Origin of the sequence: Micromonospora sp. NPDC005324 (assembly GCF_040607155.1) — a bacterium.
Classification (GTDB): domain Bacteria; phylum Actinomycetota; class Actinomycetes; order Mycobacteriales; family Micromonosporaceae; genus Micromonospora; species Micromonospora trifolii.
The window spans coordinates 162,410-188,728 of the sequence record NZ_JBEXGE010000007.1; the positions used below are offsets into that span (position 1 = coordinate 162,410).

Sequence of the window (26,319 nt, forward strand, 5' to 3'; positions counted from 1 at the left end):
CACATGTGTGCGAGCAGCTCGACACCGCGAGAGGTCCTGATCCTGGCCGGCACCAGGCCGGAGGGAGTGAAGACCGCGCCTCTGATCCGCCGTCTCCTCAATGATCCGAGGTTCACGGTACGGGTGGCGGATACCGGTCAACAGCCGGGACGCGTCGCCGAGGCACTCGCCCCGTTCGGTCTCCGCCCGGAGGTGAGTCTGCGCCCGCAACGGCGTACCGGCTCGCTTGCCGAACTGGCGGCGGCACTGATCACGGGCATCGACGAGTTGCTCACACACCACCGTCCAGCGGCGGTCGTGGTGCAGGGGGACACCACGACCGCCCTGGCCGGCGGGACGGCCGCGTTCTGGCGGCACGTCCCGGTCGTCCACCTGGAGGCCGGGCTGCGGACCAACGACCTGGACCGGCCGTTTCCGGAGGAGGCCAACCGGGCCATGCTCGCCCGGATCGCCGCGCTGCACCTGGCGCCGACCCAGGCGGCCCGGACGAACCTCATCGGTGAGGGCATTCGCTCCAGCGCGATCGTGGTGACCGGCAACACCGTTGTGGACGCCCTTCACGACCTCATCGAGCGCGGCATGGCCCAGGCGCCGGACTGGGTCGACAGGGCCCGCAAGCTGGTGGTGGCCACCGTGCACCGGCGGGAGAACTGGGGCCACGGAGTGGCTGCCACTGTCGACGGACTCCGTCGCCTGGCGCGAGCGTGCCCCGACGCCCAGGTCGTGATGGTCACCCACCCGAACCCACAGCTCAGCGCGGAGGTCACCGCGGGCCTCGCGGGCGTCGCCAACGCCCGGGTCACGCCACCACTGCCCTATCCACAGATGGTCGGGCTGCTGCGGGAAGCCGACCTGGTCGTCACCGACTCGGGCGGGCTCCAGGAGGAGGCCGCCACCCTGGGGGTGCCGTTGCTGGTCACCAGGGACACCACCGAACGTCCGGAGGCCCTGACGCCGGGCCGCGGCGAGCTGGTGGGCACCGACCCCGAACGGCTCCTGTCGGCGGGGCTCCGCCACCTTGCCAGCGGGCGGGCCGCCGTCGTGGGCTCGCCGTTCGGCGACGGGCGGGCGAGCGACCGCTCCGTCGTTGCCCTGGCGGGGCTCCTGAACGTACCGGCCCGTCGGGTCGTGCAGCGGCGGCGCACCGCCGCCGCCATCGGCTGACGTCGGCCAATCTGGACAATCATCCAAATTTCCGGACAAACCTCCTTTACCCACTGATAATTGGCACATCGATCGGCAGCGCTCCGATCCGTGGGTCCAATCAGTTCAGTGATCAGAGGAGTCGTCAGGTGCAGGCGAAGTTGAACGGGCAGCGTTCCGCGACGCTGCAGGGCAGATACTCCGCCCAGCACAACGCCTTCGGCGTCCTTCGCCTGGCGATGGCGTGTGGTGTGATCATCGCGCACGCCGGCCCGCTCGGCTTCGGCCAGCACAACCTCGGCGCGGCCACCTTCGGCCGGCAGAGCGACCTCGGAACCCTCTGCCTGTACGGATTCTTCCTGATCTCGGGATTCCTCATCACCGACAGCGCGCTGCGTTCCACGCTGCGCCAGTACGTCCGCGCCCGTGTGTTGCGGGTCTTCCCCGGGCTGTGGGCCTGCCTACTGGTCACCGCGTTCGTCTTCGCGCCGCTGGCTGCGCTGTACGAGAACGGCAACCTCGACGGGTTCTGGGGGCACTCGCAGGGGCCCTTCGACTACGTCACGACGAACTTCCTCGCCTCGATGGAGCAGTTCCCCATCTCCGGGTTGCTGGCCGACACCCCGTACGGCCAGATCGTCGGCGGGCCGAGCGCGTTCGACGGTTCACTGTGGACCCTCCGGTACGACCTGGCCTTCTACGGGATCGTCGGCATCCTGGTGGTGACCTCGGTGCTGCACCGGGCACCTCGCGCGGTGCTCGTCCTCACCGCCGTCTGTTACGCCCTGGTCCTGCGGGACTTCTTCACGGCACCGACCTGGAGTTCCCGCCCGCCGCAGCACGGCGCGATCGGGCCGTTCCCGCTACTCGGCGCGTTCGCCGCCGACTGGACGCTGATGCTCGGCTTCCTGTTCCTGCTCGGCGCCGCCGCCCGCCTGTACGCGCAACGGATCCCGGTGACCAGAGAGCTGGCCGTTCTGGCCGGCGTCGCGTTGGTCGGTTCGTTGTGGCTGGGCGGGTTCTTCGCGGTGGGCCTGCCGGCGTTCGCCTACCTGGTGCTCTTCGCGGCCGTCGCGCTGCCGAAGCGGCTGTCCGCAATCAGCCGCCGGCACGACTACACGTACGGCATCTACATCTACGGCTTCCCGGTACAGCAGATGATCGCCCTGCTCGGCGGGGCCCGGTTCGGGATGCTCGGCTACATCGTGCTGAGCCTGCTCGGCGCCCTCCTGTTCGCCGTCCTCTCCTGGCACCTGGTCGAACGGCCCGCCCTCGGGTTCAAGACCGGCAGCGGGCGCGCACGGCACCGGCGCGCGGGCGGCACCGCCAGCCCTCGCCCCGTGCTGATCCCCAGCCCGGTGAGCGTGGCCGGAGCCGAGGCGCGCACCGGCCGACACAAGGCCGGCGCCCGGCACAGCCGGTCGGCGAAGAACATCCCGGCCGCGGCAGCCACACCGCGCCGCGCCGAGCGGGCCACCGAGACGGCGGCGTCGTTCCTGGCGGTGCCGGAACGGACCAGGAAGGACCTTCCGTTCGACCCGGTGAGGACGCCCGCCTCGCACACCCGATCGGGTCGGTCACACCGCGCGCCGACCACCTCGACGACACCACCCCGCTGATCGCGATGGGGCCGGAGCCAGCGTGGCTCCGGCCCCACCACCGTCCGCGAGGGCGGCCGGCCGACTCAGGCCGAGAAGTTGCGGAACAGCAGGGATGCCAGGGCGAGCGCCAACGCCAGGTTGAACACTGTGGCGCTGGCGAACACCGCCACCGGTCGCCAACCCGCCTCCCGCAGCGACGCGACCCGGACCTCCAGGCCGATGCTGACGAAGGCCAGGATCAGGAACCACACACGCAGGTCGTTGACGATGGCGATGGTGGCCTTGCCGTCCGCTCCCGCCCCGTCGAGGTACCAGGTGGCGATGACCGAGGCCGCGATGAAGCCGAGGACGAACTTCGGAAACCGCGTCCACAGCTCACCGAGGCCCGGTCGGGCCGCGCCGGGCCGTCGTTCCACCCGCAGGGTGAAGTACGCGGTGAGCGCGACCGCCACCACACCCATCAGGGCATTCTGGGTGACCTTGACGATGCTGGCGATCTGGAGCGCCTCCTCACCGGCGAGCGCTCCCGCGGCGGTGACCGCTGCGGTGGTGTCGATGTTGCCACCGATCCAGGCGCCGGCAACCGCGTCGGAGAGCCCGAACACGTCGGCCAACCAGGGCAGGATGAAGATGGACGGCAGCGCGAAGATGATGACCAGAGTCGCCGTGTACGCCAACTGCTCACGGCGCGCCCGTACCGCGCCGGCGGCGGCGATCGCGGCGCTGACCCCGCAGATCGACACCGCCGACGCGAGCAGCGCCCGCAGCTTGTCGTCGAGGCCGAACCTTCCGGCCAACCACCAGGTGAAGAAGAAAACCCCGCTGATCAGCAGGATCGCCTGGGCGATCGCCGGGCCGGCGGCGCTGGCGATGACGGCCAGGTTGATCGACGCCCCGAGCAGCACCAGACCGGTCTTGATGAAGAACTCGGTCCGGAACGCGGCGGCGATCCGGTCCCGCCAGCCGAGCAGTGTGACGGCGACGTTGCCGAGCAGGCCGAGCAGGATCGCGTAGACCGGGTACTCGACCGCCGCTCCGATGTCCTCGACGGCGCTGCCCTCGGCCCAGGCCGGGACGTTCTGCTCCAGGTAGCGGGAGAGCGCGGCGAGACCGACCACGATCAGCAGGCCGAGCGCCGTCCAGGCCCAGAACGCCCCGTCGCGCGCCACGCTGGTCGGCTCGACGGGATCGGCGGTGGTCGACGAGGTGTCTCGCTCGACCACGTCGGCGGCGGTCGGGTCGTCGGCGGAGGTGGCCGGCTCGTTGCCCGTGCGGGTCGCGTCGGCGGTCATCAGGGCACCAGCCCGGCGGGGATGGCACCGAGCAGGACCAGGGCGAGCAGGGCCAGGCCGAGGATGGTCGCCGCCCAGTCCTCGTTGAACGCGAGCCGGGACGCACCGGCCGTCGGTGGGGTGGGCGGTGGCTGGTCGGATGTCATGGCGTACCTCCATGGTGGTGAACCGATCCGGCCGTGCCGGATCGGTTAAGAAGCGCGGTGACGAGCGTGCGGAGCCGCGTCGGGTCACGACTCGACGCGCGAGCCGACGATGCGGCTGAAAGAGGAGTGCGGTGCTGCGGTGCTCAGTCGGTGCCCGGTGCGCCCGGACAGAGTTCGCTGGCGGTTCGCATCAGGTCGACGACCCGACGCGAGGTGAGGAGCGGACCAACCGGCATTCACCTATTTTCCTACCGACTCGATAGGAATTCAAGACTGTCCACGCGGATTCTCGCTCTGCCGCGCCGCCCCCGCCACGGACGACGGGGCCGGAGCCGTCGCCGGCTCCGGCCCCGTCGGTACGCCCGATACCCGCTACGGGGCCGGGTACTGGGTCAGGTAGACCGGAGCGCCGACCTTGGTCATGTCGGCCGCGTCCCCGACGCCGTTGACCACGTGGTCGATCGTGCCGGCGCTGAGGTTGACGGTCATGATGTGGTGCAGCCGCACCCCGGGCCGGTTCGGGACCTCGAAGCCGTTCTCGGTGTGGATCGACGGGTTGTTCTGGTTGAACACGTACACCCCGCCGCCGTAAAGGGTGTGGTGACGCACCCGGTCACCGACCTTGTACCCGGCCCAGCCCTCGACCGCGCCGTTCATCCAGTCGGCCTGCGTCGGCGGGTCGTACGGCAGCTCGTTCTGGTAGAGGATCGTGGTGCCGTGCTCGCCGTTCCAGACGGTGTTGTGGCGCTGGAAGTGCTCGACGAAGAGGCCGGTCGCGGTCACGTGGTCGCCGTTGATGACGGCCCCGTAGCGACCGGTGTTGGTACGCCAGCGGTCGGTGTCACCGTTGACGCCCTCGGTGAAGCCCTCGACGCCGTGATCGCCGCGCCACACCCAGGTGTGGTCGATGAGCACGTTGTCGCTGTTGACCTCCAGCGCGGTGTTCGTCCGTCCGATGTGCGGGCCACCGACCCGGAAGTACACGTCGGAGAGCGTTGTCGGGTTGTGCGGGCTGCTCGCGTTGCGGCCGTGCTCACGTCCGACCCGCAGCAGGACCGGCGACTCGACGAGGCCGGCGTCGATCGTGACACCGGCGACGATCACCCCGGGAACACCGGCCACGTCCAGCGGGATCGCGCCGTTCACGGCGGTCAGCGTGGCGTGCCCGATCCCCAGCACCACGGTGTTCGCACGCCGGACCTCGATGCTGCGCGCGATGTCGTACGTGCCGGGGGTGAGGAGCAGGTGCTTGCCACGCGCCAACTGGCTGTTGATGACGCGCACCGAGTCGGACGGCTTGGCGATGAAGAAGTCGCCGATCCCGATGGTCCGCCCCGGCGTGATGCCGTCAGCCCAGGAGACGCCCCGGCTGTCGCGCTGCGCGGCGGGCACCCGCACCTGGTAGCGACCCCTGCCGTCGACGAAGAGGTAGGGCTTCTCCCGGCTGAGCGGGGTGGTCTGCAGTGTGGTGTACGGCGGGTCGGGGAACGTGGCGTCGTCCGGCGCGCCCTCGACCCCGGCGAACACCTGGTTCCACACCGCGTTGGACCAGCCGCCGACCTCGCTGTTGCGGGTCAGCCACTGTTGCTGCGAACCGTTGGTCGTGGCCGGCAGCCGTGAGTCGGCGATGAACCCGCCGCTGGCGTACTGCGGGCCGGCGGTGCAGTAGTCCATCAGCGACAGACCACCGCCGCCGATGTTCAGTCGGCGCATCGACACCGCCTGGGAGACCGCCCAGAAGTTCGCCGACGACCGGCAGTCGTCCTGACCGGCCGCGTTGATGGTGAGCGAGAGGTTGGACAGGGTGCGCCAGAAGTTCACCAGCGCGAGGCAGTTGCCGGTGCCGCCGTCGGCGAGGCAGCGGTTGTAGACCTCCAGCTTGCCGTTGACGGTGACGTCGGTGGGCGAGGCGCCCAGGCCGGACACCTCGGTGTAGTAGCCGACCTTGGCCTGCAACGGCTGCGCGGCCGTGCCGTACGTGCCCGGCTTGAACAGGTAGGCGTGCCGCTCGGTGCCCATCTCGTTGTCGACCTGCCGGGCGTGCGCCGCGTCGAGGGTCTGCTGGATCTCAGCGCCCGGCATGGACGGGTCGAAGATCGTCACGTTCGGGCCGAAGTCGGGTGCGCCGTGCGTCGGGCGGTCGGCGCTGGCCGCCGTGCTGGTCATCGTGGTGGCGGTGGTCAACACCACTGCGAGCAGGAGGGTACGACCGGATCTCCGGCGTACACCTCGGGACGGGGTTGTCACGTGGTTCGTCCTCTCCGCTGGCCGGGCGTACTTCCGGCGCAGCTGGGGGCGGTGAGAGCGCTCTCTGATCCCTGCGGCCGAAGACGGGGTTACACCGAAGGGTTGACATGTTTCTACCTCCTGAGCCGGTCGCGCGCCATGACCACGGACGGGCGAACTTCAAGCCGGCGGGTGGAAATGAACGGTCATACGGTGATGCGGCCCGAGTCGTCGTCAGCAGTGCCCTGTCGACGTGTCGCCGGTCGGCCCGATCCGGATGAGAACGCAGCGCGGCCCACCCTCCTGCGGAGGGCGGGCCGGCGCGATGATGCGAGAGGCGCGATGGTGCGGAAGGTCAGCGCACCCGACGGCGCCCGTGGGCACCGGCGACGATCGCCACGCCGATAGCGGCGAAGGCGACCTGCAGGATCAGCTCGATCCAGTCGATCCCGTCGGTCTCGTCGACGCCGAGGGCACCGGCGACGAGAGTGCCGAGGATCGCCGCGACCACACCGATGAGCAGTGTCAGCCAGATCGGAATGTTCTGCTTGCCCGGTACGACCAGCCGGCCCAGCGCGCCGATGACCAGGCCGATGATGATGGCGGCGAAGAAGCCGGGAATTTCCACGGGAGCCGTCCTTCGAAAGAGGTGTGTCGTCGACGCCTGATTGCCCCAAGCAACTAACTGCGAAACATCCCCACAGCCCCCCGACTCCAACCCCAACGCGATCTTGCGCTTTGTGCTGCCGCCTTGCGGCTTTCACGACGTATGTCGCCACAGAAAGTGCAAGATCGCGTGGGAGGCCAACAGGGGCGAGGGGCGAGAACGGGCCGAGGCGGGTCGCCTCACCGGCACTAGGATGATCGCCGTGCAGTTCGGGGTGCTCGGGCCGCTCGCCGTGACCACGGACGCCGGCGAGCCGGTGGTGGTGCCCGGCACGAAGGTGCGGGCGTTGCTGGCCGACCTGTTGGCCAACCGCAACCAGGTGGTCTCGGCGGACCGCCTCATCGACGACCTGTGGGGTGACGACGCCCCCGCCAACCCGGCCGGCGCCCTCCAGGTGCGGGTGTCGCAGCTGCGCAAGGCGCTCAACGACGCCGAGCCCGGCGCCCGCGAGCTGGTCGAGTCGCGGCCACCCGGCTATCTGCTGCGGGTCGACGCGGTCGACGTCGGCCGCTTCGACGAGCTGGCCCGCTGCGCCGACGTCGAAAGGTTGACCGAGGCCCTCGCGTTGTGGCGCGGCGAGGCGTACGCCGACGTGGCCGACGCCGAGTTCGTGCGTGCCGAGGCGGCCCGCCTCGCCGAGCAGCGCCTCGTCGTCCAGGAGCGGCTGGCGCAGGCCCGGCTGGCCCGGGGTGAGCATGACCTGGTGGCCGCGGACCTGGCCGAGCTGGTCGCCAAGCATCCGCTGCGCGAGGGCCTGCGGGCGGTGCAGCTGCGCGCGTTGTACGCGGCCGGCCGCCAGTCCGAGGCGTTGGAGAGCTACGCCGAGCTGCGAGCCCGGCTCGCCGAGGAGTTGGGCCTCGACCCCGGCCCGGAGCTGGTCGCCCTGCACCGCAGGATCCTCGAACAGGACGCCGGCCTGAATGCCCCGCCGAGGGCGGCGGTCATCCGGAACAATCTGCCGGCCCCGCTCGACGAGTTGATCGGGCGGGCCGAGGCGCTGGCCGAGCTGGGCGCGCTGCTGCCCCGGCAGCGGCTGGTCACGCTGGTCGGGCCGGGTGGCGTCGGCAAGACGCGGCTGGCCACCGAGACGGCCCGCGCGGCGTCCTGTCCGGACGGTGTCCGGCTGGTCGAGCTGGCCCCGCTCCCGGCCGGCGACGAGCGCGTCGCCGAGCAGGTGCTCGGCGCTCTGGGCGCCCACGAGGCCGCCGGAACGACAGTGTCCCCCGCCGACCGGGTGGTCACGGCCCTGCGACACCGGCAGCTGCTGCTCGTGCTGGACAACTGCGAACACGTCATCGAACCGGTCGCCGAGCTGGTCGCCCGGCTGCTGCGCGACGTGCCCGGGGTGAGCGTGTTGGCCACCAGCAGAGAGCCACTCGGGCTGACCGGTGAGCTGCTCTGGGAGGTACCCCCGCTGCCGGTGCCCGACGACGGTGACCTGGACGCGGTCCGGCGCTCGGCGGCGGCCCGGTTGTTCGTCGCCCGCGCCGCCGCGCAGCAGCGCGGTTTCCGCCTCGACGGGCAGACCGCGACGGTGGTGGCCCAGCTCTGCCGCCGCCTCGACGGTCTGCCGCTGGCGTTGGAGCTGGCCGCGACCCGGGTTCGCGCGCTGGGCGTCCGCGGGGTGGTGGATCGGCTCGACGACCGGTTCCGGCTGCTCACCACCGCGCAGCGGGACGTGCCACCCCGGCAGCGGACGCTCACCGCGGTGATCGGCTGGAGCTGGGACCTCCTGGACGAGTCCGACCGGGTGGTGCTCGCCCAACTGGCGGTGTTCCCGGACGGCTGCACCCCGGAGGCCGCCGAAGAGGTCTGCCGCACCGACCTGGACGCCCTCGCCCGGCTGGTGGACCGGTCGCTGGTGGTGCTCGACGACTCCGGCGCGGCCCCCCGCTACCGGCTGCTCGAATCGGTGGCCGCGTTCTGCCTGGAACGCCTCACCGACGCCGACGGGGTACGCGGGCGGCACGCCACCTACTACACCGAGCTGGCCGAGCGCGCCGACCCTGGGCTGCGCGGGGCCGACCAGCAGCGGTGGCTGGCGCTGCTCGACACCGAGTTGGCGAACCTGCGGTCGGCGCTGGCGAACGGTGGCGGGCTGCGCCTGGCGGTCGCACTGAGCTGGTACTGGTTCCTGCGCGGCCGGCTCACCGAGGCACGGCGGGCGCTGGCCGTGCCCGGCGACCCGGAGCAGGAGGCCCGCGCGGCACCCTGGCGGGTCGGTTTCGCCCTGTCGCAGGGCGAGGTGATCGCACCCGACGACGTGCGGGCCGCCGTGGCCGTCGACCCGGACAGCCCCGCCGCATGGTTCGCGGCCAACGCGGCGATCGAACACGGCGATCTGGCCCTGGTGTCGGAGCTGCTGCCCACCACCGCCGACCCGTGGACCGAGGCCGCGGTGCTCACCTCCCTGGCCCACATCGCACACGCCAACGGCGACCAGAGCACCCTGGAGCGCACCGCTACCCGCAGCGCCGCGCTCTTCGCCGACCTCGGCGACCGGTGGGGTCGACTCCGGGCGACCGACTGGGTGGGCGGGCTCGCCGACATGCGCGGCGAGCACGAGCGCGCCGCCGCGCTGCACCGGGAGGGGTTGCGCTGGGCCGAGGAGTTGGCGCTGTGGCCGCAGGTCTGCGCCGAGCTGTCCTGGCTGGCCTGGCTCGCCGTGCAGACCCGTGACTACGCCCAGGGTCGGGAGCTGGCCGAACGTGCGTACGACCTGGCGGTGGAGCAGGGCTCGCCCGGTGCGTTGATCTTCGCGGAGATGAGCCTCGGGCTGGCCGCCCGCCGCGACGGCAAGCTCGACCTGGCCGTCACCCACCTCAGCCACCTCGCCGACCTGGGTCGGGGAGAGAGCCAAACCGCGCTCTACCTGCCGATGGTGTTGGTGGAGCTGGGCTACGCGGTCGAGCAGGGCGGTGACCCGGACGCCGCGCTGGCCCTGCACATCGAGGCGTTCGAGGTCGCCGAGGCGATGGCGACGATGCGGGACGCGGTCGGCCCGCTGGAGGGGATGGCGGCGGCGGTGCGCTCCCCCGAGGTCGCCGCCCGGCTGCTGGGCGCCGCGGCCGCCGCCCGGCTCGCCACGCAGTCCCCCGCCGCACCGGCCGAACGCGACGACACCGACCGGGTGACCGCACGGCTGCGAGCCGAACTCGGGCCGGAACGCTTCGACGCGTTGCTCGCCGAGGGCGCGCAGCTGAGCCCGGGCGAGGCCCGGGCCCAGCTCTGATCGGTGCTCAGGGGGTCACCTTCGGCTGGTAGGAGGCGACGATCACGCCGCTCTTGTGCACCCGGGTGTCGACCAGGTCGAACGACGCCTTGACGTTGGCCAGCGGCGCGGTGAGGCTGGGGCCGCCCTCCAGGACCGGGTGGATCCAGAACCGGACCTCGTCCACCAGGCCCGCCCGGATCAGCTGCGCGGTGACCGAGCCGAAGCCGTACTGGATGATGTTCTTGCCCGGCTGGGCCTTGAGCGCGGTGACCGCCTCGACCAGATCGCCCTGGAGCACCTCCGTGTTCTTCCAGGTGGGGTTGGTCAGGGTGGTCGAGGCGACGTACTTCTTGACGTTGTTGAAGTATGCGGCGCCGGTGGTCGGGTCGCTCTCGTCCCTGGTCGGCCAGGCGGCGGACATGCCGTCGTAGGTGGCCCGGCCCATCAGCATCGCGTCTGCCTCCTCGGTCTGCGCCCCGGCGAGGCTGGCGGCCTCCTCGTCGAAGTACGGCATGGTCCACATCGGGTTGTCGATGACGCCGTCGAGGGTGATGTAGGTCGAGTTGACGAGCTTGCGCATCGGGATCTCCTGGGTGTCTGTCGTGCTCTCCGGTGACACCCAGAACTCTGCCGGCAGCCGCTTACGATTCGCTTCAGGTGTCCTTGCGGGGGTTCGAAAGCGGGCCTGGCGACGGGATCGGCAGCGCCTGCGGGGTGACAGTGCCGCCGCCGGTCGAGTGGGCCGGGGCGGGGCGGTCGCCGCCGCGGCTGTGCAGACGCCCGCGCCCAGCCGGACCGGCCCGCCGGGTCACCTCGACGGTCACCATCCGCACCGGCGGTGGCGGGGCGGTGAAACGCCCGACGCCCCACCGCACCCAGATCGGGATCCGGCCGGCGTCCGCCTCGGCGCGCAGCTTCTGCACCGTACGGGCCCGGTCGGTGTGGTCGACCTCCACCACGACGGGCGGACCGTCGGGGCGGGCACACGCCACGTCGAGCACCGAGTGCCGCTGCTCCAGCGGCGGTGGCAACGGCAGCACGCTGGGCGCGCGCCGGTAGACCCGCCAGCCCTGGGCCTCGGCCCACCGCACCACCGAGTCGATCACCCGCGCGGTGACCTCGTCGGTGTCCAGGTCGACGAAGGTCACCTCGGTCAGCCAGCGACCCAGGTCCGCGGCCAACCGCTCGTCCTGCGCCGCGACCTCCACCGGCGCAGGATATCGCCTCAGGCGACGACGGTCGCGGTCGCGGCGAGGTGCCGGGTCAGCCAGCCAGTGGTGGCCGTACGGGCCGCCTCGGCGTTGGTCCGCGCCAGGAAGTCGTGCCCCTCCCCGGCGAGCACCAGGTGCCCGTGCGGCACACCCCGGTCGGCGAGGGCCTGGGCTACCTGCGCCGACTCACCCGCCGGGACGTTGGTGTCGTTGGCGCCGTGGATCAGCAGCACCGGCACGTCCAGCCGGTCGATGTGGGTCAGCGGGGAGAGGTCGCGCAGTAGGTCGGCGTCCCGCTGCGGGTCGCCGTACTTGCTGACGGCGGCGGCGGCGATCCACGGCTCGGTGCCGGCGAAGAAGGTCCGGAAGTCGGAGATGCCGCACTCCGCGACCCCGGCGGCGAACACACCGGGGAAGTTCACCAGCACCGCGAGGACCAGGTAACCGCCGTAGGAGCGGCCCAGAACGCCGAGCTGGCCGGGCCGGGCGACGCCTGCGTCGACGAGGAAGTCGGCACAGGCCGCCACGTCGGCGATCGCACCGTAGCGGCCGGCGAGGTTGTCGGCGGCGACGAACGAGCGGCCGAACCCGGACGACCCCCGGACGTTGGGCGCGAAGACCGCTATGCCCTGGGCCACGAGGGCCTGGAACAGCGGGTTGTAACCGGGACGCTCCTGCGCCTCCGGGCCACCGTGCAGGCTGATCGCGGTCGGCCAGGGGCCCGGCCCGGCCGGGCGGTACAGCCAGCCGGAGAGCGGCATCCCGTCCCGGGCCCGCAGGTCGAGAAGTTGCGGCGCGACACCGGCATCGTCAGTACGTGGGACGCCGGTGTCCGGCCGCAGCGGGCGCGGCGCCCCGGTCGACGGGTCGACCAGCCACACCTCCCGGGGCTGCACAGGCCCCTGCGCGGTGAGGCAGAGCAGGCCGCCGGCGGCGGCGAAGACGGCGTCGCCGAGCACCTCGCCGGGAGCGGTGACGGCCCGCTGCACACCGCTGGCGAAGTCGAGCAGGCTCAGCTCGCTGCGCCCGCCGTAGGTGTTCCACAGCAACGCGCCGCGCTGCCCGTCAGCGCTGGGCGTGACGTGTTCCAACTCGGCGTCCGGTCGCCCGGCGAGCCGGGTCGGCGGCTGCTCCGGTCGAGTCAGGTCGACCCGCACCAGCGCGGCGAGTTCGGAGTACGCGTCGGTGCGGGCCAGCACGCTCGTGCCGTCCGGGCCGAACCAACCCTGGTCGGTGCTGCCCCGCGCGGTGTCCGGAAACAGCCGCCGCCGAGCACCGGTGGCCACGTCGAGCAGCTCCAGCCAGCGGGCGTTGCGCGGGCCGCGACGCAGCAGCGCCACACCGGCGTCCGCTGTCACGTCCAGGAGGGTGAGCAGCTCGCCCTGGGCGAGCACCCGCCGGTGCCCGGTGTCCGCGTCGACCAGGAGCGCCTGCCCGTGCTCGTCGGTCTCGGTGACCGCCAGCACCGCGCCGTCGGGCAACCAGCCGGCCAGCGCCGCGCTGCGGCGGCCGAACCCGGCGACCTGGTGGCGTCGCGTGCCGTCCGGGCGCAGCACCCACAGCTCGGTGCGGGGCGCGCCACCGGGGGCGACGACACAGGCCAGCCACTGGCCGTCCGGAGACCAGCTCAGCGCGAGGACCGGCTCGTCACCGACGGGCAGCGCGACGGGCGCTCCCGCGCCGACCTCGCCGACCCAGACGCCGGGCGTGCCGGCCCGGTCGGAGAGGAACGCCACCCGGCGGCCGTCGGGGGACGGCGCGGGGGCGAAGTCCTCGCTGATGGGCACCGGCGGCGACGCCGGCCGGTGGCTCGCGGGTCGGGCCCGCCGGGTGGTGCGCGGCGGCTCAATCCGTACGCTCATCTAAACCCCGATCCGCTGCAACCAGAGCTCCAGCAGCCCGAGCTGCCAGAGCGCGTTGGAGCCCAGCGTGGTCCGCCGGGCGTTCGGCGCGTCCAGCAACTCCTCCAGGTAGTCCTTGCGGAACAGACCCCGCTCACGCGCCGGTCGGGCGGTCAGCGCGTCCCGCACGTCGTCGAGCAGCGGACCGGAGAGGTGTCGGATGGCGGGCACCGGGAAGTAGCCCTTCGGCCGGTCGATCACCTCGTCCGGGACGATGCCCCGGCTCGCCGCCTTCAGCACCCCCTTGCCGCCCTGCGCCAGCTTCATGGACGGTGGGCAGGCGGCGGCCAGCTCGACCACCTCGTGGTCGAGGAACGGCACGCGGGCCTCCAGCCCCCAGGCCATCGTCATGTTGTCGACCCGCTTGACCGGGTCGTCGACGAGCATCACCAGGCTGTCCAGGCGCAGCGCCGCGTCCAGTGCGGTGTCCGCGCCGGGCGCACCGAAATGCGCGGCGACGAACTCCAGGCTGGCGTCGTGGTCGAGCATCCACTCGGGCGCCAGGTGCCCGCCGAGCGCGTCGTGACGACGATCGAAGAACACCCGGGCGTACGCCTCGACGGCGTCCGCTCGGGCCACGTTGGCCATCGGCGGGTACCAGTCGTAGCCGGCCAGGATCTCGTCGGCGCCCTGCCCGGACTGCACCACGGTGATCCGCTGCGAGACCTCCTCGGAGAGCAAATGGAACGCGACGCAGTCGTGGCTGACCATCGGCTCGCTCATCGCCGCGATGGCCTGGTGCACGGCTGGGACGAACCGCTTCGCGCCGATGCGGATCTGCTGGTGGTCGGTGTCGAAGTGGCGGGCCATCAGGTCGGAGTAGTGGAACTCGTCGCCGCTCTCCCCCGCCGCCGCCTCGAAACCGATGCTGAAGGTGGCCAGGCCGGTCTGGCCCTGCTCGGCCAGCAGGGCGACGATCAGGCTGGAGTCGAGACCGCCGGAGAGCAGCACGCCAACCGGTACGTCGGCGACCATCCGCCGTCGTACGGCGGTGCGCAACGCCGCCATGAGCCGTTCCTGCCACTCGTCGGCGGACATGGCGGGGGCGGCGGCCCGGTTGAACTCCGGCCGCCAGTAAAGGGTGTCGGTGCTCCGGCCGTCCGCGGTGATCACCCGCACGGTGGCCGGTGGCAGCTTGCGGACCCCGGCGAGGATCGTGCGCGGCGGTGGCACCACCGAGTGGAAGCTCATGTAGTGGTGCAGCGCCACCGGGTCGAGGTCGGTGTCCACGCCACCGGCGGCGAGCAACGCCGGCACTGTCGAGGCGAAGCGCACGCGGCCCCGCCCCTCGGCCAGGTAGAGCGGTTTGATGCCGAGCCGGTCCCGGGCCAGCACCAGGGTGTGCGTGGCCAGCTCGATCAGGGCGAACGCGAACATCCCGTAGAACCGCTCGACGCAGGCCGTTCCCCACCTGTGGTACGCCTTGAGGATCACCTCGGTGTCCGAGGTGGACCGGAAGGAGTAACCGGCGGCGGTCAGCTCGTCGCGCAGCTCCCGGTAGTTGTAGATGCAGCCGTTGAAGACCATGGCCAGACCCAGCTCGCTGTCGACCATCGGTTGGGCGCCCGCGTCGGACAGGTCGATGATGCGCAGCCGGCGGTGCACCAGGGCCACCGGCCCCTGCTGCCACCGACCCTCGCCGTCCGGGCCCCGGGAGGCCAGGGCGGGGAGCATCCGCTCGACGGCGGACAGGTCCGGTGGCGCCCCGTCGAGGCGGAACTCGCCTCCGATACCGCACATGGCACACACCTCTCATCGGCTAATTCCGCTGGGGGCCGCTGACCGGTCCAGGCTTGGCGGGCCGGGTTGCGTCCGGATGACGGGTGGGTCAAGCGTCGGTTACGCCGACGGTTCGTCGGCTCCACCGAGCAGCCAGGTGTCCTTCGACCCGCCGCCGCGCGACGAGTTGACGATCATGCTGCCGGCCGGCGCCACCCGGGTCAGCGCCACCGGCGCGACCTCGGCGGTGTCACCGAGGAACACGAACGCCCGCAGGTCGACGTGGCGGGGAGCCAGCGCCGTGCCGTCGAAGACCGGGTGCGTGGTCAGCGCGATCATCTCCTGGGCGATCCACCGGTGCGGGGCCGCGAGGATCTGCTCCCGGACGGCGTCCAACTCCTCCGCCTCGGCGCGGGGGCCGATCACCACCCGGTCACCGCCGTACCCGTCGACCGGCTTGAGCACCAGCTCGTCGAGCCGGCCCAGCACCTCGGCCCGCTGCTCGGGCAGCCCACACAGGTACGTCGGCACGTCCCCGAGCAGCGGTTTCTCGCCCAGGTAGTACTCGATCAGCCGGGGCACGTACGCGTACAGCGCCTTGTCGTCACCGACACCGTTGCCCAGCGCGTTGGCCAGCGTGAGCCGCCCGGCGTGTACCGCGGCGAGCAGCGGCCACCCCAGCGGCACGCCGTCCGCGCCCGGCGCGTGCAGCAGCGCCTCCTCGTCCATCCGCAGGTAGATCACGTCGACCTCGCGGCGGCAGCCCTCGCGGACCAGCCGGACCCGGCCCTCCTCCACCAGCAGGTCGCTGGTCTCGGTCAGCGGCACCCCCATCTCGTCGGCGAGCAGCCGGTGCTCGAACCACGCCGGATCACCGGGGCCGCTGCTGAGCACCACCACGGCGGGGTCGTCGGCCGCGGCGGGCGCGGCGGCGACCAGCGCCCGGTACAGCATCGCCGGCGTCTCGTCGGCGGGCAGCAGACCCTCCGGCACCGGCAGCTCCGGCAGCACCGCCCGGGTCAGCCGACGGTTCTGCACCGCGTAGCCGATCCCGGAGGGCACCCGCAGGTTGTCCTCCAGCACGTACCAGCCGCCGTCCGGGTCCCGGACGAGGTCGGTGCCGGACACCTGGGCGCGGGTGCCCCGCCGGCCCATCAGCGCCCCGGTCGGGCGCAGCCCGGGTGAGGACTCCACCACCCACGCCGGCACCACGCCGTCGGCCACCACGGCCCGGTCGGCGTAGACGTCGCGCAGGAACGCGTCGAGGGCGCGGGCGCGCTGCACCAGGCCGGTACGCAGGGTCCGCCAGTCGGCGGCGGGCACCACCCGGGGCACCAGGTCGACCGGGAAGAGCCGGGTGCTCGCCTCGCCGGCCACGCTGAACGTCACACCTCGGGCGCGCTGCTCCTCGTCCCGGTCGTGTTCGCGTTGCCGCAGGGCGCCGGCGCCGAGCTGACGCAGGGCCGCGAGCATCGGGGCGTACGCCGGTTGCGGTCCGGCCGCTCCGAAGACCTCGTCGCCGGCGTCGGCGTACGTGGGCAGCTCTGGCGGTGTCGGCGCGCCCGGCAACGGACCGCGGACCCGGCCCCGGGTCTCGTCGAGCAGCAGATCGACCACGTCGGCCAACCGGCCCCGTCGCTCGTACGCCCGCCGCTGCCGGGCGGCGGAGCTGCCGCGTTGCAGCGCGTAGCGGGTCAGCTCGCTGACCTGCTCCCAGTCCCCGGTCGCCTCCAGCTGTGGGCGCAGGTCGGTCACCAGGCGGCGGACCGCCTGGGCGGCCGGCACCGGTCGAGCCGACCGGGGCAGGTCGAGCAGGTCACCTTCCAACCCGGAGCGGGCGGCCCGCCACACGGCGGCGCGCAGCACCGGTGGTCGTACGGCCGTACGCTCCACCCCGGCGCGCAGGGCCGCGACCTCCCGCCGGACGAGCGCCCGGAACAGGCCGGTGAGCAGGACGATGGTCTCCACGTCGGCGTTGGCGTCGGTGATCCGCAGCTCCACTGTGGGCACATGCGCCGACGGTCGGACGTCGAAATAGATCATGGCGGGGTCGGTGATGGTCTCGGAGGAGATCAGCTCGGCGACCAACGCCTCGTGGTCCGCGGCGCTGGTCACCTCGCCCGGGTCGCCGGCGGTGGGCCAGCGCTGCCAGACCAGCGAGCGGACGCTGGCGTAGCCGCTGTCCTGGCCCATCCAGTACGGCGAGCTGGTGGAGAGGGCGAGCAGCACCGGCAGCCACGGCTGGACCCGACGGGTGACCGCCACCGCCAGGTCCCGGTCGGAGACGCCGACGTGAACCTGCGCGCCGCAGATCAACTGCTCCCGGGCGAGCAGCTGGTACTCGTCGAGCATCCGCCGGTAGCGGGAGGTGGGGGTGACGCTGGGGTCGCCGTCGGCGCGCAGCGGCACCGTACCGGCCGCCACGATGCCCAGACCGGCCCGGTCGGCGACCTGGACGGCCGCCTGACGCAGCCGGGTCAGCTCGGCGCGGATCTCGTCCAGGGTGCGGCAGACCGCGGTGTTGGTCTCCACCACGCTGCGATGCAACTCGGCGGTGAACGAGGCGGGCGGCAGCCGGTCGAGCAACTCCCCGGCGCGGGGCACCAACTCCCTGGTGTGCAGGTCGACGACGTGGAACTCCTCCTCCACCCCGATCGTGGCCAGGTCCGCCGGGTCGCCGTCGTTCAGCGACAGGACCGGGTTCGTACGGGGGGTGGGCAGCGTCCGGCCGTTGCCGGACCGGCCCACCGGCTCGTCGTACGTCGGCGCGTTCGTGGTGTTGTCGGCCATGGTCACCCCGGTTCGCGTGTCGGTGGTCTCGACTGTCCGACGAGCGTTCCCAGGGTTGGTACCGGGGGTGTTTCCGGCGCGTTAAGGTGACGCGCCCGTTCTGTCCGGGCTGCTCAGCGACGCGCATCATCGACACGGAGTCGGCGATGTCGGGGTGCCCCGCCGGCCTGGACACCCCGACATCAGCAGTCTCGATTCGACCAATAGCGGTCAAGGGGCGGCCGGGATCACCTCATGTTCGCCACCACGAACGGCGCGTGGCCGTGCAGGTAGTTGGTCCACCCGCCGGTCACCGGTGCTCCCGGGCTGAGCAGGTTGGTGGTGTCGGTGCCGACGTCGAGCTTCCAGGCAGTCCAGGAGATGCCGTTCGCCTTCATCCAGTCGATCCAGGACTGCGCCTCGGGCAGGCAGGCCCGGCCGTCGAGGCCGCCATCGGCGTTACTGGCGCCCCACTCCGTGACGAACAGCGCCAGACCCGCGCGGATCGCCGCGTCACCCTTGGCGCGCAGCGACGCCCCGTGCGTGCAGGAGTAGAAGTGCAGGGTGTACATCAGGTTGGTGCCGGTGACCGGGCTGGCCGCCGCGACGTCCACGTCCTGTGACCAGGTCGGGGTGCCGAGCACGACGATGTTGTCCGGGTCGGCGGCACGGATCGCGGACACCACCGCCTGGTGGTAGGGCTTGATGACCTTGGTCCAGCTGACCTGGAGCGGCTCGTTGTAGGGCTCCCAGATGACGTTGGGCAGGTGGCCGTACCGGCGGGCCAGGTCACCGAAGAACGCCACCGCCTGGGACTGGTTGTTCTGCGCCTCGTGCGCGTGCCAGTCGACGATCACGTAGACCCCGGCGGTGACCGCGTTGTTGATGATGGTCTCCACCTGGGCGCGCGCCCTGGTCGGGTCACTGAGGTACGCCCCCGCCGGCTCCACGCCCATGGCCGCGCGGATCACCTGGAGGTTCCAGTTGTCGCGCATCCAGGTCAACGCGGAGAGGTTCTCGGCGTACGGGGCGGTCTCCCAGTTGAGCCACATGCTGCTGATGCCCCGCAGCTGCACCCGCGCGCCGGACCTGTCGCACATCGTGGTGCCACAGACCCGCAGCTGCCCGTGCCGCTCGACCGGCGTGCCGGTGGTCGGCGGAGGCGTGGTGGGCGGAGGGGTGGTGGGCGGCGGCGTGGTGGGTGGCGGCGTGGTCGGGGGTGGGCCGCCGGCGCAGGACGCGCCGTTCACCGTGCAGTTGACCGGGGTGCCGGTGCCGTTGACGAGAAAGCCGAACGAGGTGGAGGCGCCGGCGGCGAGGGTGCCGTTCCAGGACACGTTGGCGAAGGTGTAGTGGCTGCCCGAGGTCGTCTGTTGCGCGTTCCACGACTGGCTGACGGTCGACGAGGACGGCAGGTCGAACTCGACCCGCCAACTGGTGATCGGTGCGGAGGTGTCGTTGGTGACGGTGACCTGCCCCTGGTAGCCGTTGCCCCAGTTGTTCGTCACGGAGAACACGGCGGTGGCCGCGCTGGCCGGTGTGGCGGCGACCACTGCCACCCCACCGGCGAGCAGGCCGGCGACGGCCAGGGTCGTGACAAGTCTCAGTGTGCGCATGCGGAACCCGCTTCGGATCGACAGTGGTGGTCTGAGGCGGGGCGGCGCCTGCGCGCAGAATATCGATCAATACCGATGTAGGCAAGGCGGCGGCACTGGCCGGGGGGTCGACACCAGCGCCCCGCAACGGGGACCGGCCCTGCGCGGGCCGGTTCCCGCTGGGTTCAGGCCGCTGGACGTACCCGGTAGGCCAGGTGAGTGACGCCGTCGCCCTCGACGACGCTGAACGGGCCGTCCAGCTGAAGTGGTGCGATCTTCAGGTCGGCGAAGAGCGGGATGCCGGCGCCGAGCAGGACCGGAACGAGATCGATGTGCACCTCGTCGAGCAGGCCGGCCTCGACGACCTGAGCGGCGATGGTGCCGCCGTTGACACCGACCTCCTTGTCGCCGGCGATCGCCTTCGCCCGGGCGATGGCGCTCTCGATGCCGTCGGTGACGAAGACGAAGGAGTCGCTCTCCGGCTCCCAGCCCTCCGGCACGCTGTGCGTGACCACCACGACGGGCACGTCCAACGGATGCCGACCACCCCACCCGCTGGTCATGTCGAACAGTCGCCGGCCGACGACGAGCGCGCCGGTCCGCTCGGTGAGAGCCCGCAGGTGCCGGGCGCTCGCGGCGGACGTCCGAAAGGTCATCTTGGGGTTGGCCGTCGGCGTCTCGACGTCGCCGTTCTCGTACCACTGGAAGAGGTACTCGAAGCCGCCGTGGGACGCGTCCGCGATGTAGCCGTCCAACGACATCGTCGCCCCGGTCGTCACCTTCGTCATCGAATTACTCCCTGGTCTGCGTGGCGCCGTCCGGTGCGGCCGGCCCTTCACCACATGGTCGAAGCCGGCGGCCTGTCCTCGACACGTCCGCCCAGTTTTTGAAGCTCAGTGGGACCTCATGAGGTCGACCAGCTGGTCCAGGGCCGCGCCCCAGCCCTCGTGGAAGCCCATCTCCTCGTGCGACTTCTTCGCCGCCGCGTCGGGGTGGATGGCGATGGCAGTGTACTTCGTGCCGGTGCCGTCGGGCTCGATCCGAATCACTGCGGTAAACGCGAAACCCTCCTGGACGACCTGCGGGCGGAAGCCAGGGCCGAGCGCGGAGGTGAAGACCAGCGTCCTGCCCTCCTCGGCCACCAGGATGCAACCGCTGTGCGGAAACTCCTGGCCCTCGGGCGAGCGCATCGTGTTGTCGAACCTGCCGCCGGGCCGCAGGTCGATCTCGCAGGCGACGGTCGACCACGGTTTCGGAGTGAACCACTGCATGAGCAGCTCGGGCGTGGTCCAGGCCCGCCAGACCAGCTCGGGCGCCACGTCGACGGTTCGCTCCAGGACGAGGTCGAGCTCGGGGTTCACTGTGTAGACGGTCATTGCTGTTGCTCCTTGAGGTCGTAGAGAAGTGCGTCGAGTTGGTCCAGGCGTCGGGTCCATCGCGTGCGCTGCGCGGCGAGCCAGGTGTCGAGGTGGTCCAAAGGCTGGGGTACGAGCCGGTAGGTGCGCACCCGGCCCGTTTTCTCCGACGTCACCAGACCGGCGCGCTCGAGGACGTGCAGGTGCTGAGCGAACGACGGGAGCGCCATGTCAAACGGACGAGCCAGGTCGCTGGTCGTGGCCGGCCCCTGAGCGAGGCGCTCCACAACCTGGCGGCGCGTGGGGTCGGAGAGCGCGTGAAACACGCCATCCAGGCCGCCGCCCGACCCGTCCGAATGCTTAGGCATATGCCTAACCATTGCACCGCGGCACTACCGAAGTCAAACCTGGGCCACCCGGGTCACTTACGCGGTCAACAGCGCTGCGCCGCCGTCGTGGTCGTGGTCGTGGTCGTGCCACCCAAACTCGCGAACATGGTTCACGATGCCGCGTGCAGGACACTGCCGTACGAAAGCGTGCCCGCCACCTCGTACGTGGCGTAGACGACGCCGGCTTCGGTGGTGCGCGACCCGGTCAACCTCAGCCCCGCCGGGGCGGTCCCGTCGGCGAAGAGTCGCTTTCCCTGGCCGAGGACGACCGGGAAGATCAGTAGGCGGTACTCGTCGACCAGCCCCGCCGTCTGCAGCGTACGCAGCAGGTCGCTGCTGCCCTGCACGAGCAACTCACCGTCGGTGTGCTGCTTGAGCGCGGCGACGGTCTCGGCGGCCTCACCGACCAGGACCTCGGTGTTGCGCCAGTCGGCGGTCATCGGGCTACGCGTCGCCACGTACTTCGGCATGCTGTTGATCTTCGCGCCGCCGTCCTCGTCGGCGACGTGGGGCCAGTGCGCGGAGAGGGTGTCATAGGACTTGCGACCCAGCAGCATCGCGTCCGCCCGCTCGAACACACCTCGGGGCTCCTTTCCAGTCGCAGGACAGAGACGGCAGTCACCACGTCGGACCCTACTGAACCGCCACCGCGAGTGCGGTCCGTCCGCGCCGGTCGTAGCGTGGGGCGCATGCGAACCACCACGCTGGGCAGCACCGGTCCCGAGGTCGGCGTCATCGGCCTCGGCTGCATGGGCATGAGCCACGGCTACGACATCACCGGCCCTCGCGACGACGACACGTCGATCTCCGTCATCCGACAGGCACTGGACCTGGGCGCGACGCTGATCGACACCTCGGACGTGTACGGGCCGTACACCAACGAGGAGCTGGTCGGGCGGGCGCTGGCCGACGGTCACCGGGAGCGGGCCGTGCTGGCCACGAAGGTCGGCCTGGTGGCCACCTCCCCCAGCGGTGGCCCCGGCAACTCACCGAAGATCGGCAACAACGGTCGCCCGGAGCACATCCGCGCGGCGATCGACGAGAGCCTGCGCCGGCTCGGCACCGACCACGTCGACCTCTACCAGCTGCACCGGGTCGACCCGGAGGTGCCCATCGAGGAGTCCTGGGGCGCGATGGCCGAGGTCGTCGCGGCGGGCAAGGCCCGGCAGATCGGGCTGTCCGAGGTGAGTGTCGCGCAGATCGTGCGGGCCCAGGCGGTGCACCCGGTGGCCTCGGTGCAGTCCGAGCTGTCACTGTGGACGCGCGACCCGTTGACCGAGGTGTTGCCGTACTGCGCCGAGCAGGGCATCGCCTTCCTGCCGTTCTCCCCGCTCGGTCGCGGTTTCCTCGCCGGCCGGTTCATTTCGTTCGACGACCTGCCCACCGACGACTTCCGGCGCGGCCTGCCGCGCTTCCAGCAGGACGCGCTGCGCGCCAACCTCGCCATCGTGGCCCGGGTCAGGGAGATCGCCGACCGGGCCGGCTTCAGCCCCGCGCAGGTCGCCCTCGCGTGGGTGGTCGCCCAGGGTGACCAGGTCATCCCGATCCCCGGCACCAAGACCCCGAAGTACCTGGTGGACAACTGCGCGGCCGCTGACGTGCGGCTCAGCGCCGAGGACGAGGCCGACCTGGACGCGCTGCCCGCACCCGAGGGTGGCCGCTACTGAGCCTCCGGCGGTCCGGTTCCACGCGGCCGGGCCGCCACCGGCGGGCCGAACCTGACCCCGACACCTGGCGAGTAGAGCACGCTGACCGGCGGTCCGAGCGGTGCCGGCAGCCCGGCGGCGGCGACCAGCTCGTCATCCAGATGCAGCACCTCGGCCCGGTGCAGCGGCCAGCTCGGATGCCAGTTCGGCAGGTGCAGCGTGCGCCCGTACGCCCGGGTGTGCAGCCCCCAGCGGGCGGTGACGAAGTGTTCGAGCGGGGTCGGCTCGACGATTCGCTCCCCCACCCGCACCACCATCCGGCTCGTCGCGCCCGCCGGCCCCGGCCAGCGCCGCCGGCAGCGGTAGCTGCGTCGGTCGCCGTCGCGATCCAACCGCATCGACGACCAGAGGTACGGCAGGCGCAGCGTCGCCCGCGCCACGAGCACCGGCAGGAGGCGGGACGCGTCGAGCGACCGGAACACGACCGCTCGGCGGCCGGCGTCGTCGACCGAGTAGAGCCGGACGTTGGTCTCGGAGAAGGTGCCGAAGTACGGCACCCCCGGGCCACGGCCGAAGCCCAGCCCGACCATCCGGAAACCGATCAGGCCCACATAGCTGACCCCCTGCACCGTGTCCGGGCGAGTGCCGGCGGGCAGCAACGGCGCGACGACTTCCGAAGCGACCTCCCAGTGCAGGAAGGTGAGGTCCTCCCAGCGCTGGCGCAGGAGCGCCCAGGGGAACGCCTGCCGGGGCGCGTGGTCGACCGGTTCGGGGTGCACGCTCCCATCGTGGCCCAGGCGGTGGGCCGGCGTGGTCTCAGGCGTGCGGACCGACACTGACGGTGCCGATGGTCAGCGACGCCTTGCCCTCCAGGATCTCGCCGACCCGCTCGACCTCCTCCCCCAAGGCCCGCTGCTGAGCGGCACCGAGCGTCCGCAGCGGCTCGACTGTCACGCGGATCGAGCGGCCGGAGCGGCGTTGATGCCACACACCGGCGACCACCCCGTCGACCAGCAGCACCGGATAGTTGCCGGCCTGGCCACCGGCGAGCGCCCGCTCGGCGGCGGCACCGGGGAAGAGCCGTTCGCGGGGGTGGCAGCCGACCGCGTACGCGTCGAAGTACGGCAGCAGCCGCAACCCGGACGGCTGGTCGTCGGGAAATTCCGTGTCGTCGGCGGCCACCCAGGCCCGGGTGCCCTCGACCGTCACCTCGGCCAGGTCCAGCGAGTCGAACAGCAACGTCGCCCACCCCGGCGCCACCGCCAGCCAGCGGGCGAACTGTGCCGGGGTGGCCGGCCCGTACGCGTGCAGGTAGCTGCGGACGAGGGCGGCAAGTGCGGCGGGACCGGGCATCGGCGCGAAGTCGGGCAGCCATCGGGTCGGGCTGGTGTATGTGCTGGCCCGACCGCGATTCGGGCCGAAGCAGACCACTCCGCCCCGGGTGGCGGCGGTCATCGCGGCGATCCACCTGGGCCACTTGTCCTGGAACGCCTCCATCACCAGGTCGCCCGCCCACGGGCCGGTACGGGCGACGATCTCCTCGGTCAGCTCGGCGGTGGTCAGGTCGGCCTCGGCGACCGCGTCAGCGATGGCCGCGAGGACCTGCTCGGTCTGCCGGGGCGTCAGTAGGACCACACTCCGCTCCGAGGACGGGGCCGGCAACGCGGACAGGGCGCCGACCCACATCGGCAGGTCCGCCGCGGCGAGCAGATGCATCGTCCCGCGCGGCCCACGGGTCTTGACCAGGGTGCGATCCGCCCACAGTGCCCGCCGCACCAGCGCGCGGGTCGTGCCCGGCACCCGCAGCCCGATGGACAGCTCGGCGGCCGACGCGATCTGGGCGTGCGCGCCGCAGATCGCCGACACCACGTCGGCGACCCGGCCGGCGGCCGGTGCCGCGTCCGCTGCCGGTGCCGCGTCCGCTGCCGGTGCCGGTGCGCAGAGCCGGTGCCGCCGCAGCCGTCGAGCCGACACCTGCGCCCAGCTCAGCTCGGTCATCTCAGGCCCCCGAAGAACGCACGGATGTAGGCGGCGTGCGCCAGCGGCTCGTCCATCGCCAGGTAGTGACTGCTCCGCCCACATCCGGGCGAGCCGGTCGATCGTGACCCGGCCGCCGACGACTGCGCGATGTCGATGCGATAGGGCGTCATGCCAGGGACGCTACGGCCCAGGTAGGACAGGTATTGGCGTGGCGCCTGCTGACCCTCGGTTGCGGATGGGGTGCTTCGGCACGCCGGACCGCCGTACGCTTGATGGAGCATAAGCGTTCAGAACAGGCGTCTCGGGGAGGAACTGGGCGTGACGCAGAGCGACGGGGAGCTGGTCGTGCTCGCGCAGGCGGGAGACGCGGCTGCGCTGGGGGCACTGCTGGCCCGGCACGAGGCCGGGATGCGGGCCGTCGCGCTGAGCGTCCTCGCTTACGGGCCGGACGCCGAGGACGCGGTGCAGGACACGATGCTCGTCGCCCTGCGTCGCATCGGCGAGGTCCGCGACCCGAACGCCGTCGGCCCCTGGTTGCGGGCCATCGTCCGCAACAACAGCCGGATGGCGCTGCGCGGGCCCAGAGCCGTCCCGGTCGCCGAACCCGAGTGGTTCACCCGCCCCGCCGACACTCCCACCCCCGAGGAGGCACTGGACCGGGCAGCGATGCGCGACTGGGTGTGGCACTCCATCGGAAAACTGTCCGAACCCGACCGGCTCGTCACCCTGCTGCGGTACTTCAGCGACGCGTCCTCGTACGAGCAGATCGCGGCCGTGTGTGGCGTGCCGGTCGGCACCGTCCGCAGCCGCCTCAGCCACGCCCGCCGGGCGCTCGCCGGTGGCCTACGGATGGCGGCGGACGCGGCGCACACGGACGTCGCCGCCTCGAACGACTCCCGGTGGCGGGAGGGCCGCGACATGATCACCACGGCGATGGGCGGCGACTTCGAGCGGGTGGTCCGCGAGAGCTGGTGGCCGGACGCCGAGATGATCGTGCCCGGCGGCCCGCGCGGTGGCCGGGACCTCGCGATCAGCGGCATGAACCGCGACCTGGCCGCCGGGGTACGTCAGCGGTTGCGCAACGTGGCGGCCAGCGGCGATGTGCTGATCTGGGAGACCGACCTGATCAGCCCACCCGACGACCCGGAGCACTGCCCACCCGCGGCGCTGTGGTTGCAGGTGCTGCGCGAGGGCCGGGTACGCCAACTCACCCTCTTCCACCCCGTCCCGGCGCTGGTCTGAGAAAACTTTCCCGACCGAGCGAACTTCTGCCTCGACCCGCGCATCTGGTCCGTGTCATGCACCAGTTGCCGTGTCGGCGGACGCCGCGCGGGTCTCGGATCGGGAGATAGTTCATGGGTTCCACCAGCCACGACGTCAGCGCCCTCGCACCCGGTGCCCACACGTTCACAGTGGATGGCGTTCGGCAGGTCTACCACGTCGCCGGCACCGGCCCGGTCTGCGT

22 protein-coding genes are annotated in these 26,319 nt (G+C 71.9%); 5 read left to right on the top strand and 17 right to left on the bottom strand.

Annotated elements, in window-relative coordinates:
* Positions 1 to 3 precede the first annotated feature (3 nt).
* The gene (gene wecB / locus ABZS40_RS10070; protein WP_354942973.1) at positions 4 to 1,164 is read left to right on the top strand and encodes a UDP-N-acetylglucosamine 2-epimerase (non-hydrolyzing); all 1,161 of its coding nucleotides are present in this window, start codon (positions 4 to 6) and stop codon (positions 1,162 to 1,164) included.
* Positions 1,165 to 1,292: 128 nt separating this feature from the next.
* Complete coding sequence (locus ABZS40_RS10075; protein WP_354942974.1) at positions 1,293 to 2,762, top strand: acyltransferase; 1,470 nt, start codon at positions 1,293 to 1,295, stop codon at positions 2,760 to 2,762.
* 65 nt (positions 2,763 to 2,827) lie between these two features.
* On the opposite strand, the gene ABZS40_RS10080 is transcribed toward ABZS40_RS10075, so the two are convergent.
* From ABZS40_RS10080 to ABZS40_RS10095, 4 genes are all read right to left on the bottom strand, one after another.
* Entirely contained in the window at positions 2,828 to 4,036 is a 1,209-nt protein-coding gene (locus ABZS40_RS10080; RefSeq protein ID WP_354942975.1) for a putative sulfate exporter family transporter, read from the bottom strand.
* The gene (locus ABZS40_RS10085; protein ID WP_181548476.1) at positions 4,036 to 4,182 is read right to left on the bottom strand and encodes a hypothetical protein; all 147 of its coding nucleotides are present in this window, start codon (positions 4,180 to 4,182) and stop codon (positions 4,036 to 4,038) included. The genes ABZS40_RS10080 and ABZS40_RS10085 overlap by 1 nt, the downstream gene beginning before the upstream one ends.
* Before the next feature lie 372 nt (positions 4,183 to 4,554).
* A complete protein-coding gene (locus ABZS40_RS10090; protein ID WP_354943050.1) occupies positions 4,555 to 6,348 on the bottom strand; it encodes an adenylyl cyclase in 1,794 nt (597 codons plus the stop codon).
* Between the two features lie 415 nt (positions 6,349 to 6,763).
* A complete protein-coding gene (locus ABZS40_RS10095) occupies positions 6,764 to 7,036 on the bottom strand; it encodes a GlsB/YeaQ/YmgE family stress response membrane protein (RefSeq protein WP_354942976.1) in 273 nt (90 codons plus the stop codon).
* 232 nt (positions 7,037 to 7,268) lie between these two features.
* Between ABZS40_RS10095 and ABZS40_RS10100 the strand changes: the two genes are divergently transcribed.
* Positions 7,269 to 10,307, top strand: coding sequence for a BTAD domain-containing putative transcriptional regulator (locus ABZS40_RS10100; RefSeq protein WP_354942977.1), 3,039 nt, complete (start codon positions 7,269 to 7,271; stop codon positions 10,305 to 10,307).
* Positions 10,308 to 10,314: 7 nt separating this feature from the next.
* On the opposite strand, the gene ABZS40_RS10105 is transcribed toward ABZS40_RS10100, so the two are convergent.
* From ABZS40_RS10105 to ABZS40_RS10150, 10 genes are all read right to left on the bottom strand, one after another.
* Entirely contained in the window at positions 10,315 to 10,869 is a 555-nt protein-coding gene (locus ABZS40_RS10105) for a dihydrofolate reductase family protein (RefSeq protein WP_354942978.1), read from the bottom strand.
* A 73-nt stretch (positions 10,870 to 10,942) separates the two neighbouring features.
* A complete protein-coding gene (locus tag ABZS40_RS10110) occupies positions 10,943 to 11,497 on the bottom strand; it encodes a hypothetical protein (RefSeq protein WP_354942979.1) in 555 nt (184 codons plus the stop codon).
* Positions 11,498 to 11,514: 17 nt separating this feature from the next.
* Positions 11,515 to 13,362: a prolyl oligopeptidase family serine peptidase gene (locus ABZS40_RS10115; RefSeq protein ID WP_354942980.1), complete on the bottom strand. Its 1,848-nt coding sequence runs from the start codon at positions 13,360 to 13,362 to the stop codon at positions 11,515 to 11,517.
* The gene (locus ABZS40_RS10120; RefSeq protein WP_354942981.1) at positions 13,363 to 15,141 is read right to left on the bottom strand and encodes an N-acetylglutaminylglutamine amidotransferase; all 1,779 of its coding nucleotides are present in this window, start codon (positions 15,139 to 15,141) and stop codon (positions 13,363 to 13,365) included.
* Between the two features lie 99 nt (positions 15,142 to 15,240).
* Positions 15,241 to 17,910, bottom strand: a complete 2,670-nt coding sequence (locus ABZS40_RS10125; protein WP_354942982.1) for a glutamate--cysteine ligase — start codon at positions 17,908 to 17,910, stop codon at positions 15,241 to 15,243.
* A gap of 227 nt (positions 17,911 to 18,137) precedes the next feature.
* Positions 18,138 to 19,505: a cellulase family glycosylhydrolase gene (locus ABZS40_RS10130; RefSeq protein ID WP_354942983.1), complete on the bottom strand. Its 1,368-nt coding sequence runs from the start codon at positions 19,503 to 19,505 to the stop codon at positions 18,138 to 18,140.
* A 164-nt stretch (positions 19,506 to 19,669) separates the two neighbouring features.
* Positions 19,670 to 20,272, bottom strand: coding sequence for a dihydrofolate reductase family protein (locus ABZS40_RS10135; RefSeq protein WP_354942984.1), 603 nt, complete (start codon positions 20,270 to 20,272; stop codon positions 19,670 to 19,672).
* 105 nt (positions 20,273 to 20,377) lie between these two features.
* Entirely contained in the window at positions 20,378 to 20,860 is a 483-nt protein-coding gene (locus tag ABZS40_RS10140; protein WP_354942985.1) for an SRPBCC family protein, read from the bottom strand.
* The gene (locus ABZS40_RS10145; RefSeq protein ID WP_354942986.1) at positions 20,857 to 21,207 is read right to left on the bottom strand and encodes a metalloregulator ArsR/SmtB family transcription factor; all 351 of its coding nucleotides are present in this window, start codon (positions 21,205 to 21,207) and stop codon (positions 20,857 to 20,859) included. Before ABZS40_RS10145 ends, ABZS40_RS10140 begins: the two co-directional genes overlap by 4 nt.
* A 131-nt stretch (positions 21,208 to 21,338) precedes the next feature.
* Positions 21,339 to 21,806 (bottom strand): dihydrofolate reductase family protein, encoded by a 468-nt coding sequence (locus ABZS40_RS10150; protein WP_354942987.1) that lies wholly within the window; start codon positions 21,804 to 21,806, stop codon positions 21,339 to 21,341.
* A 111-nt stretch (positions 21,807 to 21,917) separates the two neighbouring features.
* Here ABZS40_RS10150 and ABZS40_RS10155 point away from each other — a divergent pair, with 111 nt between their 5' ends.
* A complete protein-coding gene (locus tag ABZS40_RS10155) occupies positions 21,918 to 22,895 on the top strand; it encodes an aldo/keto reductase (protein WP_354942988.1) in 978 nt (325 codons plus the stop codon).
* Here ABZS40_RS10155 and ABZS40_RS10160 read toward each other — a convergent pair.
* The 3 genes from ABZS40_RS10160 to ABZS40_RS10170 are packed head-to-tail and all read right to left on the bottom strand — an operon-like array spanning position 22,889 to position 25,024.
* Positions 22,889 to 23,653 (bottom strand): DUF2071 domain-containing protein, encoded by a 765-nt coding sequence (locus ABZS40_RS10160; protein ID WP_354942989.1) that lies wholly within the window; start codon positions 23,651 to 23,653, stop codon positions 22,889 to 22,891. The two genes, ABZS40_RS10155 and ABZS40_RS10160, sit on opposite strands and share 7 nt — an antisense overlap.
* A gap of 37 nt (positions 23,654 to 23,690) precedes the next feature.
* Entirely contained in the window at positions 23,691 to 24,872 is a 1,182-nt protein-coding gene (locus ABZS40_RS10165; protein WP_354942990.1) for a winged helix DNA-binding domain-containing protein, read from the bottom strand.
* Complete coding sequence (locus ABZS40_RS10170; RefSeq protein WP_354942991.1) at positions 24,869 to 25,024, bottom strand: hypothetical protein; 156 nt, start codon at positions 25,022 to 25,024, stop codon at positions 24,869 to 24,871. The genes ABZS40_RS10165 and ABZS40_RS10170 overlap by 4 nt, the downstream gene beginning before the upstream one ends.
* 148 nt (positions 25,025 to 25,172) lie before the next feature.
* Here ABZS40_RS10170 and ABZS40_RS10175 point away from each other — a divergent pair, with 148 nt between their 5' ends.
* Positions 25,173 to 26,096 (top strand): sigma-70 family RNA polymerase sigma factor, encoded by a 924-nt coding sequence (locus ABZS40_RS10175; RefSeq protein WP_354942992.1) that lies wholly within the window; start codon positions 25,173 to 25,175, stop codon positions 26,094 to 26,096.
* The last annotated feature ends 223 nt before the right edge of the window (positions 26,097 to 26,319 follow it).

Coding starts and splice junctions, on each gene's coding strand:
- wecB (WP_354942973.1), top strand. CDS start 4: ATGTGTGCGAGCAGCTCGACACCGCGAGAGGTCCTGATCCTGGCCGGC.
- ABZS40_RS10080 (WP_354942975.1), bottom strand. CDS start 4,036: ATGACCGCCGACGCGACCCGCACGGGCAACGAGCCGGCCACCTCCGCC.
- ABZS40_RS10085 (WP_181548476.1), bottom strand. CDS start 4,182: ATGACATCCGACCAGCCACCGCCCACCCCACCGACGGCCGGTGCGTCC.
- ABZS40_RS10090 (WP_354943050.1), bottom strand. CDS start 6,348: ATGACCAGCACGGCGGCCAGCGCCGACCGCCCGACGCACGGCGCACCC.
- ABZS40_RS10100 (WP_354942977.1), top strand. CDS start 7,269: ATGATCGCCGTGCAGTTCGGGGTGCTCGGGCCGCTCGCCGTGACCACG.
- ABZS40_RS10105 (WP_354942978.1), bottom strand. CDS start 10,869: ATGCGCAAGCTCGTCAACTCGACCTACATCACCCTCGACGGCGTCATC.
- ABZS40_RS10115 (WP_354942980.1), bottom strand. CDS start 13,362: ATGAGCGTACGGATTGAGCCGCCGCGCACCACCCGGCGGGCCCGACCC.
- ABZS40_RS10120 (WP_354942981.1), bottom strand. CDS start 15,141: ATGTGCGGTATCGGAGGCGAGTTCCGCCTCGACGGGGCGCCACCGGAC.
- ABZS40_RS10125 (WP_354942982.1), bottom strand. CDS start 17,910: ATGGCCGACAACACCACGAACGCGCCGACGTACGACGAGCCGGTGGGC.
- ABZS40_RS10130 (WP_354942983.1), bottom strand. CDS start 19,505: ATGCGCACACTGAGACTTGTCACGACCCTGGCCGTCGCCGGCCTGCTC.
- ABZS40_RS10135 (WP_354942984.1), bottom strand. CDS start 20,272: ATGACGAAGGTGACGACCGGGGCGACGATGTCGTTGGACGGCTACATC.
- ABZS40_RS10140 (WP_354942985.1), bottom strand. CDS start 20,860: ATGACCGTCTACACAGTGAACCCCGAGCTCGACCTCGTCCTGGAGCGA.
- ABZS40_RS10145 (WP_354942986.1), bottom strand. CDS start 21,207: ATGCCTAAGCATTCGGACGGGTCGGGCGGCGGCCTGGATGGCGTGTTT.
- ABZS40_RS10155 (WP_354942988.1), top strand. CDS start 21,918: ATGCGAACCACCACGCTGGGCAGCACCGGTCCCGAGGTCGGCGTCATC.
- ABZS40_RS10165 (WP_354942990.1), bottom strand. CDS start 24,872: ATGACCGAGCTGAGCTGGGCGCAGGTGTCGGCTCGACGGCTGCGGCGG.
- ABZS40_RS10170 (WP_354942991.1), bottom strand. CDS start 25,024: ATGACGCCCTATCGCATCGACATCGCGCAGTCGTCGGCGGCCGGGTCA.